Source organism: Pseudoalteromonas sp. Ld20 (assembly GCF_045064175.1).
GTDB lineage: Bacteria > Pseudomonadota > Gammaproteobacteria > Enterobacterales > Alteromonadaceae > Pseudoalteromonas > Pseudoalteromonas neustonica.
The window spans coordinates 230,303-249,501 of the sequence record NZ_JBISHB010000041.1 but is presented as its reverse complement, the minus strand read 5'-3'; the positions used below and the strand labels follow the sequence as shown (position 1 = coordinate 249,501).

The window sequence follows — 19,199 nt, the reverse complement described above, 5'->3', positions numbered from 1 at the left end:
CAATTAGTGAAAATGATTAAAACCGTGTGATCAAGTTTACGTACTCTGGTTGCGCTATTAATAGTTGCTGATGAGTTGCAATCGCTTTTACACAGCCTTGCTCTAACCAAATTACCTGATCCATATTGGATAGCAAAGCAGGATCGTGAGTAATACTCAGCACGGTACATTGCTGCATGCTGGTCAATATTGCATCCATCACGTGATGCTTAGATTGATTGTCTAGACCTTCTGTAGGTTCATCAAGGATTAAAATAGCCGGTGCGCGCAGTAATGCTTGTGCCAAAGCTAAACGTCGAGATTGCCCGCGAGATAAACTTCTACCACCTGTGCCTAAGCGAGTATTTAACCCTAACTTTAACTCACAGAGCCAGTCTGCTAATTGCACTTGTTGGCAAGCGTTGATCATTTGCTCTTTCGTCGCCGCAGGTGCTGCGTAGCGTAAGTTTTCCGCAATTGTGCCATCAAAAATATGATGTTGTTGTGCGACGATACTTATAAGTTCGCAGCGGTTTTGTTGGCTGGTCATATTAATTGGCATCGTTTTGTGTGCAAATGTTAAGTTTATTTCACCGCTTTGCTGTGGCCATAAGCCACTGAGTAAATTAACCAGGGTACTTTTTCCACTGCCACTTTGGCCCACAATGGCTACTTTTTGTAGTGGCTCAATTACAAAGCTTAAGTTGTTAAGCGCAAAAGTATCGCTGAGATAACAGTAGCTAACGTCTTTAAATTCAAGTCCTAAAGGCTGTACAGGCACTGACTCGTGAGCATTTTTAGCGACAGGGCGGAGTTTGTCTTCTAAATCGAAAATACGGTTTGCAGCGCTTAATGCGACCGGTAGTTGGATAAATGCATTGGGTAGCGTGAGTACCGTTTCAAAACTGGCAAGTAAGAATAAACTGAGCATGGCCAATTCAACATTAGCCATTGTACCGTTATAAACCAATGGGGTGATAACTATAATGGCACCTAACATACTTAGTTGTACTACCAGCAGTGATAAGCCATTACTACGTGCCTGTGCACTATGGCGTACAAACAGCTGCTGATTATAATGTTCGCTGGCATCACGGCATTGTTTAACTTGTTGCTCGGTAGCTTGATAAATAGCCAGCTCTCTCAAGCCATTTAGGGTATCAGATAATTCAGCGCGTAAAGTGGCAGAGTACTGCGTTTCGAGGTCTGCAGTGTTCTGTAGTTGCCTGCTCAGTATTAAAGGTAGGGCAACACCCACGAATAACAGCGCAATAAAGCACAGCAGTGCCACATCAGCGTTGTATGCAGCCATAATCGCAATCACAATTGGCACACTTATTATCGCAACAATCATGGGTAATAATACATTTAAGTAGAATTTATCGAGGGCTTCAACATCATTTTGCATACGATTGAATAGATCGGCACTGCGGCTCATGGCCAAATCAACATTACTCAATTGGCTTAGCGTATTAAAAACACTGACGCGAATTTCACTTAACAGTAAAAATGTGGCGTTGTGAGTGACTAGACGTTCACCATAACGAGACGCTGTTCTCACTATTGCTAAAAAGCGTATGACGCCAGCGGGCGTAAAGTAGTTCATTTGTGTATTAGCTAGACCTGCAGCAGCCATTGCGGCTAAAAACCAGCCAGAAACAGCCAACAAGCCTACATTTGCAAGTACCGTTAATGTAGCTAAAAATGCCCCTAGTAACATTGCCCCAAGGTGTGGCTTGCACAGCTTTAATAAGCGTAAAAAGTTAGTCATGCTGTTGACTCCTTGCATGCACTAAATCAAATAGCGCGCCTTTAGCAGCTATGAGGGTGTTAAAGTTACCCAGCTCAATAACAGCACCGTCTTTCATTACAATAACTTGCTTAGCGTGTTCAATGGTATTTAAGCGATGGGCGATCACTATAACTAAATGCTTTTTTGCATAATCATTAATAGCTGTTTGGACAAGTTGCTCGGTTTGACTATCAAGGTGAGCGGTTGGCTCATCAAGAACTAAAATGGGAGCTTCTTTTAAAAAAGCCCGTGCTAACGCGATGCGCTGTTTTTGTCCGCCGGAAAGTCCTTCGCCTTGCTCGCCAATAGGGGTGTCAAAACCTTGAGGTAAAGCAAGAATAAACTCAAGCGCACCCGCTTGCGCTGCAGCATTTTCGAGTTCTTGCATACTGGCATCTGGTTTTGCTAATAGTAAATTGGCTTTTATGCTATTAAATAGCAAGGTGGGTTGCTGTGGGATCCAAGCAATATGTTGTTGCCACTGTTTAATTTGCGAGACTGATAATGAGCGTTGATTGACCGCGATGGAGTTTATCACTTGTGGATGAAAGCCCAATAGACAGTCAAGTAGGGTACTTTTTCCCGCGCCACTTTGGCCAACAATGGCATACATACCAGAGCTTGAAAATGTCAGGTTTATATTGCTAACGCCTTCATTACTATTTGGATAGTGAAAACTTAAATTACCAATACTGAGCTGCTTTATTCTCGGCACGTCTAATCTACTTTGAATACTTGTTTTTGTGCTTATAAGGCTCTCATCTGGTAATGGTTCATTTAATATCTTGAGCATATCAGCAGCAGCACTTATGCCTTCTAATCGTGCATGATAATGACTACCAAGTTGACGCAGCGGTAAATAAAACTCTGGTGCGAGTAATAACACTACAAAGCCGGTCGAGAAATCTAAGGTACCAAAAAATAACCGAAAACCGATTATTACGGCGACTAATGCGACGCTAAGAGTTGCAAAAAACTCTAATGCAAAAGAGGATAAAAATGCTATTTTTAATACGCTTAAAGTGGCATGGCGAAAATCATCTGAAATTTTGGCAATTTGTTTTAACTCACGTGCTGTGGCGTTAAACAATTTAAGTTGAGTGAGTCCTTGTAAACGGTCAAAAAAGTAATTACCTAACACTGCTAATTGTTGCCAGCGTTGCTGGTTTAGCCGTTCGGCTTTGTGACCAACTAAAATCATAAATAAAGGAATTAAAGGCGCTGTAAATAAAAAAATCAATCCCGCTTTCCAGTCAGTAGGAAAAATCACCATCAGAATCGCTAAAGGGATAAGTGCGCTATACGCCACACTGGGTAAGTAATTAGCATAATAGTCGTGCAGTGCTTCAACACCATTATGCAAGGTATTTAAAGTTGCACCATGGCCTTGTTGTTCAATATAACTTGGGCCAAGGTGTGTCAGTTTTTCAAGTAAAGTGTGGCGCATCGCAGTTTTAATTTTTAGTGCCGCTTGCGCGCTAATACGTTCAGATAAACTCAGTAATAGGCCGCGCCCTAAAATCAATATAGATAATGGCCAAAGTAAAGGAGTAACTGTTGCTAAATCAGCATGTTCAAACATTACTAGATGAATTGAACGTGCTACCAAATAAGCACTAGCAATCATGAGTATTGCATTTAAAGTACCTAACGCAATACTCAGTTTTAGCAGACTACCAGCGTGGTTGGAGTGTATTTTTAAGAACGCGCGCAGGGTAGTTTGCTGCGCGCGATCTGGTCGGGGGTTAGTCGTCATTTTGGCGATTAAGCCTATCGTGAAGATCTTTTTCGTCGTCAGCAATACTGTCTTTATTTTGTTGAAATTCGTACCACATAACGTTGATAACTCCTAGCGTACAGGCTAAAAGCACACCGAGTATCCAAGCAAAATACCACATAGTTTATGTCTCCTTAGTAGCTGCCATGGCTGTTATTTTCAATTTCTTCAACGGTTACCTTGCGCCACATTTTCACATAACACCATGTTGTGTAAGTTAAAATAAGTGGTACAAAAATAACAACCGCAATAAACATGACATTTAGCGTCATATGACTTGATACTGCATCCCATAATGTGAGGCTAATGTTCATGTTATTACTCGATGGCATCACAAATGGAAACAGTGAAATACCTGCGGTCATTATTACGCCAATTAACATCAAGCTTGTGCATATTAAAGCAAGGCCTGATTTATTCACTTTTGATAGCACCCATGCAAGCGCAGCCATAACAAACGCTAAAGTAGGAAAAATAACGGTCCATGGCATTAACGTATAGTTATTCAGCCATGCGCCAGCTGAGGTTGTCACTACTTTACCAAGAGGGTTAGCAAAACTTTGTTTGTCAGGCATCGACACAATTTGGTAGCCATCAATATTAGCAACCCAAAACCCAGCTATAGCAAATAGCACAATAAAAACTAATAATGCGTAGCGGCCATACTGCGCTGATCTTCGAGCAACATGGCTATCGGTTCTAAGTTGCAGCCACATGCCAGCATGTGCGATCAGCATAATGACACTTATCAAACCTGTTAATAATGCAAATGGGTTGAGTAGGGCAAAAAATGAACCTTGATAGCTCGCTCTTAAATACTCATCTAAATTAAAAGGCACACCTAAGAATAAGTTACCAAATGCCACACCAAACACCAATGCGGGGATCACACTGCCACCAAATAATGCCCAATCCCAATTGTTACGCCAGCGCTTAGAATCAATCTTAGAACGATAATCAAAACCAAGCGGCCTAAAAAACAAGGCGAATAACACGAGCATCATAGCGAAATAAAAGCCTGAAAACGCAGCTGCATACACCATCGGCCATGCTGCAAATAAAGCGCCACCAGCAGTAATAAACCACACTTGATTGCCATCCCAATGCGGGCCTACAGTATTAATTACAACGCGGCGTTCAGAATCTGTTTTACCAACAAGGCGTAATAATATCGCTACGCCCATGTCCATGCCGTCAGTGATTGCAAAGCCGATAAATAACACACCGATGATCACCCACCACAATAGCTTTAATGTTTCATAATCAAAAATCATCAGTTTGCTCCTCGGTCATCACTTAATTGTTCATTATGCGAGTTGTCATTTTGGTGTTCAAAATGATATTTACCTGTGTGTAATGAGCTTGGACCAATTTTAATAAATCGGAGCAATAACCAGCCCTCTACAATAGCTAAGCCAATATAGAACAAGATAAACCCAGTTAAACTTATTAAAATATCATTCACAGTCAGTGACGAGGTAGCTAAAAAAGTCGGCAATATTTCTGATATAGCCCAAGGTTGGCGGCCATATTCTGCAACAATCCAGCCAAATTCAATAGCAATCCATGGTAGAGGAATACTCCATACGGCAGCCCATAACAGCCAGCGTTTTTGCTCAATTACACGCTGTGCATTGTAGTAAAAGGCTAATATAAACACGATAAGCATGATCATGCCGCAGCCAACCATAATCCTAAATGACCAAAACATCGGGCCCACTTTGGGAAATGAGTCTTTTACTGCTTTTTGAATTTGCTCCTCAGTCGCATCCACCACATTTGGGGTGTAACGTTTTAGTAATAAGCCATAGCCTAAATCGTCTTTTAAGGTATCAAATTTTGCTATGTTTTCGGGTGTGTCCTGACCATTTCTTAGTTTTTCTAGGTATTGGTAAGCAATCATACCGTTACGAATTCGCACTTCATGCTGTTTTTCTAAATCATTAATACCTGTAACTTGCTCATCAATAGAACGAGTAGCAATTAAGCCTAAAGCGTAAGGGATCTTAACTGCGCCGTAGGTAACTTGCTTCTGTGAGTCAGGTATGCCGACTAACGTAAATGCAGCAGGTGCTTCTTCGGTATGCCATTCAGCTTCAATGGTGGCGAGTTTTACTTTTTGTACTTCACCCACTTCATACCCTGATTCATCACCTAGCAAAATAACACACAGTATTGACGCTAAACCAAAGCCACTGGCAACAGAGAAAGATCGTTTAGCAAAGGCTAAATCGCGGCCTTTTAGAATGTACCAACTGCTGATCCCCAGTACGAACATCGATGCGGCTACATAACCGGCAGAGACGGTATGAATAAATTTAACCTGCGCAACAGGATTAAATACCAGCTCGGCAAAACTGGTCATTTCCATACGCATTGTTTGGTAGTTAAATTCAGCGCCAACAGGATTTTGCATCCACGCGTTAGCAATCAAAATCCATAATGCAGACATGCTAGTACCAAAGGCCATTAGAAAAGTAACGGCTAAGTGTTGGCGTTTGGTTAGTCGTTCCCACCCTAAAAAGAACATACCCACAAAGGTAGACTCTAAAAAGAATGCCATTAAGCCTTCAATAGCAAGGGGAGCGCCAAACACATCGCCCACATAATGAGAGTAATAAGACCAGTTAGTACCAAATTCAAACTCCATGGTCAGGCCTGTAGCCACACCAATAGCGAAGTTGATACCAAATAATTTTCCCCAAAACTTGGTCATATCTCGGTATATCTCACGACCAGTCATAACGTAGACCGATTCCATGATCACCAAAATCCAAGTCATACCTAGGGTCAGTGGTACAAATAAAAAGTGAAATAGGGCGGTGACAGCAAACTGTAATCGCGATAGATCCACAAAGGTTTCATCTATCATTTTTTATAGCTCCTAGTATGTGATGACGAATCACACAACAGATTAAAGTAGCAAACATTTAACGCGCAAAGTTTCAGTAATTACTGAAACTTTGTGCATTATTTACTTTTGATGAAATATTGTCAATATATATTAGAAAAACATAATATATATAATAAATGCTACATTAGAATTATGAAGATGCAAATCAGGTGGGCTATTTATATTATAAAAAATGAGATCTCTTAAACGTTTATAGAAACCTTAAAACACGGTAAACTACTCTTTTTATACACTCGAGTTATTTGCGAAATAAATTCATATGAATAAACATAAACAGCCACTGCGTATAGCGATTGTCGTTGGGGAACTCTCTGGTGATATTTTAGGCGAAGGCTTAATTAAAGCACTTAAAAAGCGCTACCCTAATGCCACTTTTGAAGGCATAGCAGGGCCTAAAATGCAGGCGCAAGGCTGCAAAAGCTTATTTGATATGGAAGAATTAGCCGTTATGGGCTTAGTTGAAGTGCTAGGTAGATTACCGCGGTTATTAAAAATTCGTAAGCAACTGGTACAGCATTTCATTGATAATAAACCGGATGTTTATATTGGTATTGATGCTCCTGACTTTAACCTTCGAGTTGAAAAACCGCTTAAAGACGCCGGCATTAAAACAATTCAATATGTGAGCCCATCGGTATGGGCGTGGCGTGAAAAACGCATTCATAAAATTAGCGCAGCAACTAACATGGTGTTGGCTTTATTACCGTTTGAAAAAGCGTTTTATGATAAACATAACGTCCCTTGTACTTTTGTTGGGCATACACTTGCTGATGATATCGCTCTTGAGCATGATGATAGCGCAGCACGTCAGCAGTTAGGTTTAAACCTCGATGATAAAGTATTGGCATTATTGCCCGGTAGTCGAGGCTCAGAAGTGGGCTTGCTTAGCGAAACGTATATAAAAACAGCTGCAGGGCTACAAGCAAAAAAACCGCTTTTAAAAGTTGTAGTGCCATTAGTGAACCCGCAACGTAAAGCGCAGTTTTCTACTATTTTAGCCGCCACAGCACCTAACTTAAACGTACAAATGCTCGATGGTCAATCTGATCTTGCTATGCAGGCAGCTGATGTAATACTTATAGCCTCTGGTACAGCAACCCTTGAGGGCATGTTGTATAAAAAGCCGATGGTTGTTGGGTATAAAATAAAAGCGATGAGTTACTGGATTTTTAAAACGCTGTTTACCTTCAATATCAAATATTTTTCCTTACCAAATTTACTCGCTGATGAAGCACTTGTGCCTGAGTTTATGCAACAAGACTGCACCATTGAAAACTTAACTAACGCGTTAGAGCCGATGCTAAACAGTGACAATAGCGAACTCAAAGCACGCTTTTTAGCCATTCATCAACAAATACGCTTAAACGCCAGTGAGCAAGCTGCCACGGCTGTTGCGGAGATTATAAATGCAAATTGAACGACCAAACCTAGCGCTTATCGCGGGCGTTGATGAAGTAGGGCGCGGCCCATTGGTAGGAGATGTAGTCACTGCAGCGGTGATCCTCGATCCCACTAAACCGATTGCAGGTTTAGCTGATTCAAAAAAATTAACGGATAAAAAACGCCAAGCGCTTGCTATTGAGATTAAAGAAAAAGCGTTGTGTTGGTCAATTGGCCGTTGCAGTCCCACAGAGATTGACGAATTGAATATTCTCCAAGCCACGATGCTTGCCATGACGCGTGCGGTAGAGGGGTTAAGCACCGCACCTGAATTTGTGTTTGTTGATGGTAATCGCCTGCCAGCATTGGCTATGCCAGCGCAAGCGGTTGTCAAAGGAGATAGTTTAGTTGCCGAGATTTCCGCGGCGTCTATTATCGCTAAAGTAGCGCGCGATGACGAAATGATAGCGCTCGATAAGCGCCACCCAGAGTATGGTTTTGCGGGGCATAAAGGCTATCCAACCAAGGCACACTTTGCCGCGCTTGAGCAATACGGTGCAATTGAAGAGCACCGAAAAAGTTTTAAACCAGTGCAACGTGTACTGGCAATGCAGGAGAAATAATGGCCGCTCCAGATTTTGTGCATTTACGGGTTCACTCAGACTTTTCGATGGTTGATGGTTTAGCCAAAACCAAACCAATTGTCGCCAAAGCGCAAGAGTTGCAACTACCCGCATTGGCAATAACTGATCAAATGAACTTGTGTGGCTTAGTGCGTTTTTATGAAACATCGCACAACGCAGGCATTAAGCCCATCGTCGGTGCTGATTTTTGGCTACATAGCCCAGAGTTCCCTGAAGGACCATGTCGGTTGGTTATCTTAGCGAAAGATAATACCGGCTATAAAAACTTAACCTTATTAATATCTAAAGCGTATCAGCGCGGGCATTTATTTCACCGTCCAGTGATTGACCGTGACTGGCTTATTGAACACAAAGAAGGGCTTATATTACTTTCAGGTGCTAAAGATGGCGATTTAGGTAAGGCGCTATTAAAGGGCAACCCCGCGATTGTAGAATCGGTGGTGAGCTTTTATAAGCAGCATTTTAGTGATAACTATTACATTGAATTAGTGCGCACTAAGCGCGCACAAGAGGAAGAGTACCTCCATTTAGCGGTTGAGCTTGCCAGCATTGAGCAATTACCTGTTGTTGCTACTAACGAGGTGGTCTTTCTAAAGCCTGAAAACTTTGAAGCGCACGAAATACGCGTGGCCATTTTTGATGGCTATACGCTGGATGATAAACGCAGGCCAAAGCGCTTCTCCGAAGAGCAGTATTTAAAAACGCCTGAACAAATGGCTGAGATTTTTAGCGATATTCCAGAAGCACTACAAAATACGGTAGAAATTGCAAAACGTTGCAATGTAACAGTACAACTAGGCACGTATTTCTTACCTGATTACCCAACAGGTTCACTGAAAATTGACGAGTTCTTAGTTAAAGTATCGCAAGATGGCCTAGAAGAACGGCTACTGTTTTTATTTCCTGATGAAGCAGAGCGCGTAGAAAAACGCGTTGAATACGACGAACGTTTGCAAATCGAACTTGATGTAATCAACCAAATGGGGTTCCCAGGCTACTTCTTGATCGTAATGGAATTCATCCAGTGGAGTAAAGATAATAACATCCCTGTAGGCCCAGGGCGTGGTTCAGGTGCCGGTTCATTAGTGGCCTACGCACTAAAAATCACCGATCTTGATCCACTCGAATTTGACTTACTGTTCGAGCGATTCTTAAATCCAGAACGTATTTCAATGCCGGATTTCGACGTCGATTTCTGTATGGATAGACGAGATGAAGTAATCGATCACGTATCAGCCTTATATGGGCGCGATGCGGTATCGCAAATTATTACTTTTGGCACCATGGCGGCCAAAGCGGTTATACGCGACGTTGGACGTGTGCTCGGTCATCCATATGGTTTTGTTGACCGTATATCGAAAATGATCCCAGGTGATCCAGGGATGACGCTCGCTAAAGCGTTTGATGTCGAGCCACGTTTACAAGAAGCCTACGATGGTGACTCTGAGGTAAAAGATCTCATTGATATGTGTCGCATCCTTGAAGGCTGTACACGTAACGCCGGTAAGCATGCCGGTGGTGTTGTTATATCACCAACCACCATTACCGACTTTGCTGCACTGTATTGTGATGACGAAGGTAAGTTTCCGGTTACTCAGTTTGATAAAAATGACGTAGAAACCGCAGGCTTGGTAAAATTTGACTTCTTAGGCCTTCGTACGCTCACCATTTTGCAATGGGCGGTTGATATGACCAATGTGCGCTTAGCCCGAGAGGGCAAAGAGCCAATAGATATCAACACCATAGAACTCAATGATAAAAAGAGCATTGAGTTATTGCTAAGAGCTGAAACGACCGCAGTATTCCAGCTTGAATCGCGCGGTATGAAAGACTTAGTTAGGCGTTTAAAACCAGATTGCTTTGAAGATATGATAGCCTTGGTGGCTTTATTCCGCCCAGGGCCATTGCAATCGGGCATGGTAGATAACTTTATCGACCGAAAGCTCGGACGCGAAGAAATATCTTACCCTGATGCGCAATATCAGCACGAAAGTTTAAAGCCTATTTTGGAGCCAACTTACGGCATTATCTTGTATCAAGAACAAGTTATGCAAATTGCACAGGTATTGGCAGGTTACACCCTTGGTGGCGCCGATATGCTACGTCGTGCAATGGGTAAGAAAAAACCCGAAGAGATGGCCAAGCAGCGTTCAACCTTTGAAGATGGTGCACGAAATAACGGCATTGACGGCGAACTAGCGATTAAAATCTTCGATCTGGTAGAAAAATTCGCAGGTTATGGCTTCAATAAATCTCACTCTGCAGCTTATGCACTCGTGTCGTATCAAACGCTTTGGATGAAAACCCATTTCCCAGCTGAATTTATGGCAGCGGTTATGTCAGCGGATATGGACAACACTGAAAAAATTGTCACCTTGGTGGATGAGTGTGAGAACATGAAACTCACTTTATTACCGCCAGATGTTAATGCAGGCGAATACAAATTTACGGTTAACCTCAAAGGGGAAATTGTTTATGGTATCGGTGCGATTAAAGGAGTGGGCGAGGCGCCAGTTGATGCGATATTAGAAGCGCGCGCTGAAGGCGGTCCATTTAAAGATCTTTTTGATTTTTGCGCACGTGTAGATTTAAAGCGTATAAATAAGCGTGTTACTGAAAAACTTATTTATGCTGGCGCTTTGGATCAACTTGGCCCTGAAAAAACGCAGCCAGCACGCGCCACTTTATTAGCCAGCTTAAAAGACGCTATGCGCGCTGCTGATCAGCACAATAAAGCGGAGTCGTTAGGGCAAACTGATTTATTTGGCCTGCTAGCCACAGAGCCTGATGAAGTGGAACAAGCGTTTATAAAAGCGATACCACTGACTGATAATCAGTGGCTTGATGGAGAAAAGGAAACTCTAGGGCTTTATTTAACGGGTCATCCGATTAATCAGTACCGTAAAGAGCTAAAATACTACACCAGTGGGCGATTAGTAGACTTACAACCAACAAATCGAGACGTGCAATCAACCGCCGCAGGCCTAGTGATTGCAGCAAGAGTACTGGTAAATAAAAAGGGAAATCGCTGGGGACTTATAACTTTAGATGACAAGAGTGCCCGTATTGATGTACGCTTATTCCCAGAACAGTTTGAAATGTACCAAGATATGCTGCAAATCAACAATATCTTGGTAATATCCGGACAGGTCAGCTTTGATAACTTCTCCGGTGGCATTACAATGACCGCCAGAGATATATGCACGATAGCGCAAGCGCGAGAAAAACGTATAAAAGCGATTAAAATGACGCTGAATATGGTGCAAATCGACGCAAACTTTTTCGATAAGTTACAAAAAGTACTCGAACCTTATAAGTTTGGTACTTGTCCGATTAAGGTTTTCTATCAGCGTCCAGATGCGTTGGCCCAGTTAACCCTCGGGACAGAATGGTGTGTTACGCCAAGTGATGACTTAATTCATAAGTTATCGTTAATGGCGGCGCAAGATGTAGAACTAGAATTTAACTAATTAGGTAGTTTAGAGCATGAGCCTCAATTATCTTGATTTTGAGCTTCCAATTGCAGAATTAGAAGCAAAAATTGAAGAGTTACAAAATATAAGCCGCGCTGGCGAATTAAACCTTGAGTTAGAAGAGGAAGTCAGCCGATTAAAAGAGAAAAGTGCCCAGCAAAAAGAGGAAATATTCTCTAAGTTAGGTGCTTGGCAGGTTTCTCAGTTAGCCCGTCATCCGTTGCGTCCTTATACTCGTGATTATATCGAGCGTATTTTCACGGAATTTGATGAGTTTTCTGGCGATCGCACTTTTGCTAATGATCCCGCTATTCTTGGTGGTATTGCGCGTTTTGAAGGCCAACCAGTCATGGTTATTGGTCAACAAAAAGGACGAGATACTGCAGAGAAAATAAAGCGCAACTTTGGCATGCCAAAGCCTGAAGGTTACCGTAAAGCATTACGCTTAATGGAAATGGCTGAGCGTTTTAAAATGCCAATCATGACTTTCATTGATACGCCAGGCGCATACCCAGGTGTAGGCGCTGAAGAGCGTGGTCAATCAGAAGCAATTGCACGTAACCTTAAAGTAATGGCAGCATTAAAAGTGCCTACTATTTGTACGGTTATAGGTGAAGGCGGCTCAGGTGGTGCACTGGCAATTGGTGTTGGCGATCGTGTTAACATGTTGCAGTACAGCACTTACTCGGTTATTTCACCAGAGGGCTGCGCATCAATTCTATGGAAAAGTGCCGATAAAGCACCTCTTGCTGCAGAAGCGATGGGCGTAACCGCTGCACGTGTTAAAGAGCTTGATTTAATTAATAGTGTGGTAGATGAACCTCTTGGTGGTGCACATCGTAACTATGAAGCGATGGCTCGTAACCTTAAAGCTCAGCTTAAGCGTGATTTAAGTGATTTACAGGCATTGAGCCTTGATGAAATGCTTGATCAACGTTACAAACGTTTAATGTCATTTGGTTATTGTTAATTAATACCAAATTACTGAAAAAAGCCGCTTTTGCGGCTTTTTTGTTTTAAAATGTTTATCAGCTATCAGCTATCAGCTATCAGCTATCAGCTATCAGCTATCAGTAGCAAAGTAATCATTCACTTAGGCAGCGGTTTAATTCATGCATTCAACGTCTTTATATCAACAAGTAAAAAACGTCATAACACCTTATGTAGTTGAGCATAAAATCTCATTTACGGTGGCACTTTCTGGTGGCGTGGATTCAGTGGTATTACTGCATGTGATGAATGCGCTGAAAACTGAAGTACCGCAATTGCAATTAAATGCCGTATATGTAAATCATGGTTTAAGTGAGTATGCTAATAACTGGCAGTCTTTCTGTAAAAAATTATGTGCAACACTGAATATTACTTTTTATCCAGCGCAAGTAAATATCGAAAACAAAGCCCGCACTAGTTTAGAAGAGCTCGCGCGTGATGCTCGCTATAAAGCACTTGATCACCATAGTCCCACAGGCAGTATTATTTTACTTGGGCAACATTTAAATGATCAACTAGAGACGTTCTTACTAAGATTAAAACGCGGCTCAGGGTTACAAGGTTTAGCCTCTATGCGACAAACTAGAACGCTTAATTCTGGTCGCATGTGCTTACGACCCTTGTTAAATGTTACGCGCCAGAATATTGAGCAATTTGCAGATGATTTTAACCTATCACACATTACAGATGACTCAAATTCAGATGAACGCTTCGATCGAAATTTTTTAAGAGGGAAAGTTGTACCCGTTTTATCGGAAAAATTTACAGGATTTGAAAAAAGCGCATCTCGTAGTATTTCGCTTTTGCAGCAACAGCAAGATGTGTTAGATGAATATACCCAATTAGATTTAGCACAATCTCAAAATGAGCATCGAGGATTAAGCTGTGAAAAGATGGGTGTATTTAGCCTGCCTCGTCAAGCGAACGTATTACGGTGTTGGCTTGGGCAGTTCACCCGTTTAATGCCTTCGCAAAAACAAACCCAGCAAATATTATTACAAGGTTTAACGGCGCAACGCGATGCGCAGCTATTGATTCAACTTGCAGAAGGTCAAGTACGTCGTCATCAAGGCTATTTGTACTTTGTTAATGAAAGTGTAACGGCCCAAAAAGAACAGTCAGTCACGAGTGATAATCAAAAGTTGTCTGACGGGTGTTATTTAATGTCATTTCGCGGAGAGGGAGTGAGATCACCATTTGCAGATGAGCAAGTAACTGTACGTTTTAATTGTCCGCAAGCGCGTATTAAGCCATTAAAAAAACCGGGCCATAATACGCTTAAGCATTGGTTTAAAGATGCTAAAGTTGCCCCTTGGTTACGTGCAAATATACCGCTTATTTTTTATAATGAACAATTAGTTTTTGTAGTAGGGCACTTTGTAAGTGCAGAACACTATGAACAAGAAGGTATATTTTGGAAGATAAAAATATGACGACACAACAGCCACACGTTGGCTTATCGTTAGTAAATAAAGCGCCGTTAGGACTTATAGTAACAGCAGTGATTGCAATTATTGCTACAGTTATGTTTGAACTAGACATCATAACGTTGGCTTACTCTATTGCTGGTGGCTTGATCTGCGCAATGATTTTAATTGCCTATTGGTTGGGGAAAGGCGGGTTATTCTTTATTGCGGGAGTGAGTATACCTTTGTTAATGGTGATAGTTATACCACTGACAACGATGGCCGCACTATTATATTTAATTAGTGGTTTCTTTTTTGGTTTTTGCTTAGCGTTATTAGGCTACAAAATATTCACTAAATAGTAAATTAAAGCCTAGAGGGGGAAGCTAGGCTTTTGGTTAGTTAATAGGCTTTAGCGCAATTTCGACCAGATGCTTTCGCTTTGTATAAGCCCTTATCTGCGCGTGCAAAAATTTCATTTTCGCAGTCTTGGCTATTGGCTAAAGTGAAACCAATACTGGTTGTTACTTCATATTGCTTCATTAAATTTGATTCAGTGACTAGGCGCATTACTCGCTGGGCAATGACTTTGTTGGTCGTAAACTCAGGGTCATCAATTAAAACTGCAAATTCATCGCCGCCAAAACGAAATACGCAATCAGTACCACGAATACTACTGCATAACACGCTAGAAAATTCTTGTAGCACATCGTCACCGGTTTTATGACCAAAATTATCATTTACTTGTTTAAAGTTATCTAAATCAAGCAACATTAAACTAAATGGGCGATGGTGACGGCGACAACGCTCTAACTTTTGCGCCAAAACATCATTAAATTGGCTGCGATTATTTAACCCTGTCAATGCATCTTTTGTTGCTAGCTTTAGTACGCGGTTATACATCAATGCATTACGTAAAGGATAAATTAATACGCTGTGTAAGCCTGCGAGTTTTTTTTCAATATTGCCAGTGAGTGGATATTGGCAAAAGTAAATTAACTGGCCTAAATGTTCGTTGTTAATATCTAAATCAAACGAATAAGGCGGTTTGCTATTATCACTGCTAGCGATTTGAGCAACCCCAAGAGAGGATTGAAACTGTAAGCCCGAAAAATTGATAATTTGCTTAGCGTAGTTTGCATAAATCGTCAAAAGCTCTTCTACATTTAGAGTCGTTTGTAATTTCTCTAGTAAACTGTGTAGAGCCGCGGGTTCATTTTTACGGTAGTGCTCTGCCGAAAACGGCAAAAACTCGCCCCGCGCTGAGACTCGTTGTGTCAAAATATGGACGTTTTCCATTGAATTCTCCCCCCAGGAGTTAGTTACTCACTTAACTAAGCTATTTTTGTGCCACAATTTCAAACTGGCTGAAAAACAGATAGTTGCTATAGTTAGAATAAGAACTGATGGATTTTTGACAGCAACATCGCGAGGAGGCCTCATTGCAAACAGTATTAGCCCAAATATTTGGTTTGCTCCTTGGCGCTGTGGTGCTGGTTTGGCTATTTAAACGCGTAGGTTTACCGCCAATATTAGCTTATCTCGCTACGGGCGTGCTTGCAGGCAGTCATGGCATTGGCTGGATGGCACAAAGCCATGAGATCCACTTTATTGCAGAGCTTGGTATTGTTTTTTTATTATTTAGTTTAGGTCTAGAATTTTCACTGGGCCGATTAATGGCAATGCGTAATATTGTATTTGGTCTAGGGACCTTACAAGTTATTGTGACAAGCATTGTTCTGATGCTTATTTTACTCTTACTGAATCTTTCGCTACTCACCAGTTTTACCATCGCGACATTAATGGCGCTTTCATCAACAGCTGTTGTTGTTAAGTTATTAAAAGAATCTGGCGATTTAAAAGAGCGGCGCGGGCAGCTTGCAATCGGTATGTTATTGTTTCAAGACATAGCCGTAGTCCCCCTTTTAATTATTTTACCTCTTTTGGCGCAAAGCAGCGGCTCAGAAGGCATTGCATTTGCGCTGATCATCGCACTTACTAAAGGAGCTTTTGTATGTGCATTATTATGGGCCATAGGCAAATGGATATTACCTAAGGTATTTAATGAAGTCGCTTTAATGCGTACGGACGAGCTATTTGTATTAACCACACTCGTGGTCGCTTTATTTGCTGCAGGGCTAACCTACCTATTTGGTTTATCGATGGCTTTAGGAGCATTTTTAGCAGGTATGATGCTGGGTGAAAGCCAATATCGACATCAATTAGAAGCCGATATTCGACCATTTCGCGATATTTTAATGGGATTGTTTTTTGTTACCGTGGGCATGCAGCTTGATATTTTATTTGTGCTTGGCGTGTGGTATTGGATCATTGCAGCATTGGCTTTAATGTTAGTGCTAAAAATAGGGGTGATCACATTACTTGCCCAACTAATGGGGGAGCGCAAACAAGATGCAATAGCCGCTGGCATTATGCTTTGGCAAATGGGGGAGTTTGGCTTTGTATTAATTGCACTGGCTACTAAGCATCAATTATTAGCTTTGGAGCATGCCTCATTTTTAATCGCAATAGCAGTGATGTCGATGGGTTTAACCCCGTATTTAATAGAACGTACACCATGGTTATTAAAGCAATTTGGTTTCTTAAAAATGCCTCGTAATAAATGGCAGCAAGAGCCGACGAGTAGTATTTTATATCGTAATCACGTAGTTATTTGCGGGTTTTCTCGGGTTGGCCAAACAATAGCACGATTTTTAAAGCCTGAAGCGATCGAATATGTTGCCATCGAACGCAACCCAATACTCGTACAAGAAACTAAAGTAGCAGGCGAACCAATTATATTTGGCCATGTAAAACAAAAAGATATTTTAAAATCAGCAGGAGTAGAGCATGCACGTTTAGTGATTATAACATTCACTGATTTTGAACAAACCCAAGTGGTTATTGATGCGATTAAACAAATAGCGCCTACGGTAAAAATTTTAGTCCGCATGCGAGATGACAGCCAGCTAGAGGCACTTAAAGAGCTAGGTGTAACAGAAGTTGTGCCCGAAACGCTCGAAGCCAGCTTAATGTTAGTATCGCATGTTTTGTACATGTCAGGTGTGCCGATGACACGAATTGTGCGCCGAGTGAGTAAAGAACGACGTAATCGTTATCAGTTTTTACATGGTTTTTTTGCAGGTGATAAATTTGATAGCGAAGAAACTAATGCAGATCGCTTAGAATACCTACATGTTATTGCGTTACCTGAAAACGCCTTTGCGGTAGATAAAAACATCAGCGAACTTAATCTCGAAAAGCGCAAAGTGTCGGTACGTGCATTACGCCGTCAAGACCGAGAAATAGACACGCCGTCAGTAAAAACGATTTTACTCGCAGGCGATATATTAGTGTTACAAGGCAAACCACGCAGGGTAGAACGAGTTGAACGTTATATTCTAGACGGCAGTGAGTAGCTAAGCGTATAGAGCAGCTATAATACCCAAATATTAAGCCCCGCGAACGCTGAGTCCTGCATCATGAGGTGACTTGGGTATAAGTTGTAGCCTGAATAGAGAGTCGTGGGCTAATCTAATTCTAAAAACTCACGTATTTGTGGTAACTTTTCTAAACCGTCTTTATAACCAATATCAATTAAGTGTTGGGTATAGCGTTTTTCAAAAAGTAAGTAGCTGGTTAAACTCGATTGTGAACGTTTTTTAACCCCGATCATACGCAATAAAATCTTAATAGGCAGTGGCATATCGTCATAATATTGCGCTGCAATCGCATTAAAGTTTTCTGATGGATTGATCACGTAAGAATCAATTTGTTTTAGTTCTTGATGTTTATCACGCCCGGGTAAAAGCCCCAAAGTACGATTGATCCGTTCAAGTCGCTCAAGGTCCGATTGCAATGTATCGGTAAATACACTATCGAGTAAGTGGCCAGCAATAGACGACAACCCCGGATAGTGTGGTAAATAACCCGGAGGGTGCAACTCTTTCGGTTGATCAACACCAATAATAAATATTTTTTCAGCGCCAAGGTGTACGCATGGACTCAGAGGTGAAAGCTGGTGGATAGAGCCATCACCAAAGTAATGGTTTTGTACATTTACACTCGGGAACACCATAGGTATAGCACTCGACGCCATTAAATGCTCAACATTAATACGCGTAGCTTTACCTTCACGCTTAGCACGTTGCCAAGGTAATTGCGTATTAGATTGAAAAAATGCAACAGAATCGCCCGTTGTATAACTTGATGCTGTAATAGATAAAGCATCTAAATAATTGCGGTGTAAGTTACGTTCAATACGGTTTAAATCTAAAATATCGTTAAGTAAATTACGTAAAGGCTGACTGTTTAATAAGCTCGCAGGGGGATGATTTATATGCTCAGACTGAAAACTAGTGAGCATGTTGCGTGTTATATGCCCAAAAACACTGATAAAGTCACTTTTATACACCATAGAAGTAGAAAAGTTTTTCCATACAGAATCAAGCTTTCGTACCGCCAAGTGTGCACATGAAGCATAACTAGCTAAAGCTGCAGAATTAATAGCCCCTGCGGAGGTGCCATTTATAATCGTAAAAGGTAAAGGCGCTGTACGAGGCATGCTTTGCGCGAGCGCTTTAAGCACGCCCACTTGGTACGCTGCGCGTGCGCCACCACCGGTTAATAATAGTGCGATTTTAGGTTTATCTTTATTGACTTGCTTGATTCTCATAATTGCAATTAAACTGTTGACCGTCTTTACTTTATTTATTAACTGTAAGTCTTTAAGCTAGAAGAATCAAAGGATACCTTAGTGATAGTAAATTTTTTATCATTAAGTTGTGAATTATAATCACTTAGGTAACTCTAAGTGAGATAAACGTGCATTTTAATTTTTATGG

The 19,199-nt window shown here is 41.4% G+C and carries 14 protein-coding genes; 7 read left to right on the top strand and 7 right to left on the bottom strand.

Translation table 11 applies throughout. From position 1 onward, the window contains the following. Window positions 1-16: 16 nt before the first annotated feature. The 5 genes from cydC to ACJJVX_RS16735 are packed head-to-tail and all read right to left on the bottom strand — an operon-like array spanning window position 17 to window position 6,420. Window positions 17-1,750: a thiol reductant ABC exporter subunit CydC gene (cydC, locus tag ACJJVX_RS16755; RefSeq protein ID WP_405632514.1), complete on the bottom strand. Its 1,734-nt coding sequence runs from the start codon at window positions 1,748-1,750 to the stop codon at window positions 17-19. Continuing rightward, window positions 1,743-3,527 carry a thiol reductant ABC exporter subunit CydD gene (gene cydD, locus ACJJVX_RS16750; RefSeq protein WP_405632512.1) on the bottom strand — a complete coding sequence of 595 codons (1,785 nt, stop codon included), beginning with the start codon at window positions 3,525-3,527 and terminating at the stop codon, window positions 1,743-1,745. The genes cydC and cydD overlap by 8 nt, the downstream gene beginning before the upstream one ends. Next, a complete protein-coding gene (gene cydX, locus ACJJVX_RS16745; protein ID WP_054205994.1) occupies window positions 3,517-3,669 on the bottom strand; it encodes a cytochrome bd-I oxidase subunit CydX in 153 nt (50 codons plus the stop codon). Before cydX ends, cydD begins: the two co-directional genes overlap by 11 nt. Window positions 3,670-3,682: 13 nt before the next feature. Then, the gene (gene cydB, locus ACJJVX_RS16740; protein ID WP_054205993.1) at window positions 3,683-4,822 is read right to left on the bottom strand and encodes a cytochrome d ubiquinol oxidase subunit II; all 1,140 of its coding nucleotides are present in this window, start codon (window positions 4,820-4,822) and stop codon (window positions 3,683-3,685) included. Further along, window positions 4,822-6,420 carry a cytochrome ubiquinol oxidase subunit I gene (locus ACJJVX_RS16735; protein ID WP_054205992.1) on the bottom strand — a complete coding sequence of 533 codons (1,599 nt, stop codon included), beginning with the start codon at window positions 6,418-6,420 and terminating at the stop codon, window positions 4,822-4,824. Before ACJJVX_RS16735 ends, cydB begins: the two co-directional genes overlap by 1 nt. Window positions 6,421-6,721: 301 nt before the next feature. Here ACJJVX_RS16735 and lpxB point away from each other — a divergent pair, with 301 nt between their 5' ends. The 6 genes from lpxB (at window position 6,722) to ACJJVX_RS16705 (ending at window position 14,717) form a co-directional block, all read left to right on the top strand. Continuing rightward, a complete protein-coding gene (lpxB, locus tag ACJJVX_RS16730) occupies window positions 6,722-7,879 on the top strand; it encodes a lipid-A-disaccharide synthase (protein ID WP_405632508.1) in 1,158 nt (385 codons plus the stop codon). Next, the gene (gene rnhB, locus ACJJVX_RS16725; protein WP_054205990.1) at window positions 7,869-8,465 is read left to right on the top strand and encodes a ribonuclease HII; all 597 of its coding nucleotides are present in this window, start codon (window positions 7,869-7,871) and stop codon (window positions 8,463-8,465) included. The genes lpxB and rnhB overlap by 11 nt, the downstream gene beginning before the upstream one ends. Continuing rightward, window positions 8,465-11,956: a DNA polymerase III subunit alpha gene (gene dnaE / locus ACJJVX_RS16720; protein WP_405632506.1), complete on the top strand. Its 3,492-nt coding sequence runs from the start codon at window positions 8,465-8,467 to the stop codon at window positions 11,954-11,956. Before rnhB ends, dnaE begins: the two co-directional genes overlap by 1 nt. Before the next feature lie 16 nt (window positions 11,957-11,972). Continuing rightward, window positions 11,973-12,929 carry an acetyl-CoA carboxylase carboxyl transferase subunit alpha gene (gene accA / locus ACJJVX_RS16715; protein ID WP_054205988.1) on the top strand — a complete coding sequence of 319 codons (957 nt, stop codon included), beginning with the start codon at window positions 11,973-11,975 and terminating at the stop codon, window positions 12,927-12,929. A 142-nt stretch (window positions 12,930-13,071) separates the two neighbouring features. Further along, a complete protein-coding gene (tilS, locus tag ACJJVX_RS16710; protein WP_054455174.1) occupies window positions 13,072-14,382 on the top strand; it encodes a tRNA lysidine(34) synthetase TilS in 1,311 nt (436 codons plus the stop codon). Then, window positions 14,379-14,717 (top strand): hypothetical protein, encoded by a 339-nt coding sequence (locus tag ACJJVX_RS16705; protein ID WP_054206053.1) that lies wholly within the window; start codon window positions 14,379-14,381, stop codon window positions 14,715-14,717. The genes tilS and ACJJVX_RS16705 overlap by 4 nt, the downstream gene beginning before the upstream one ends. Before the next feature lie 40 nt (window positions 14,718-14,757). Here the strand turns inward: ACJJVX_RS16705 and ACJJVX_RS16700 are convergent, their stop codons facing one another. Further along, window positions 14,758-15,654, bottom strand: a complete 897-nt coding sequence (locus ACJJVX_RS16700; RefSeq protein WP_054205986.1) for a GGDEF domain-containing protein — start codon at window positions 15,652-15,654, stop codon at window positions 14,758-14,760. A 143-nt stretch (window positions 15,655-15,797) separates the two neighbouring features. Here ACJJVX_RS16700 and ACJJVX_RS16695 point away from each other — a divergent pair, with 143 nt between their 5' ends. Next, window positions 15,798-17,774 (top strand): cation:proton antiporter, encoded by a 1,977-nt coding sequence (locus ACJJVX_RS16695; RefSeq protein WP_054455172.1) that lies wholly within the window; start codon window positions 15,798-15,800, stop codon window positions 17,772-17,774. Between the two features lie 110 nt (window positions 17,775-17,884). Here ACJJVX_RS16695 and ACJJVX_RS16690 read toward each other — a convergent pair whose 3' ends face one another. Continuing rightward, complete coding sequence (locus ACJJVX_RS16690; RefSeq protein WP_054205984.1) at window positions 17,885-19,030, bottom strand: patatin-like phospholipase family protein; 1,146 nt, start codon at window positions 19,028-19,030, stop codon at window positions 17,885-17,887. Window positions 19,031-19,199: the final 169 nt, after the last annotated feature.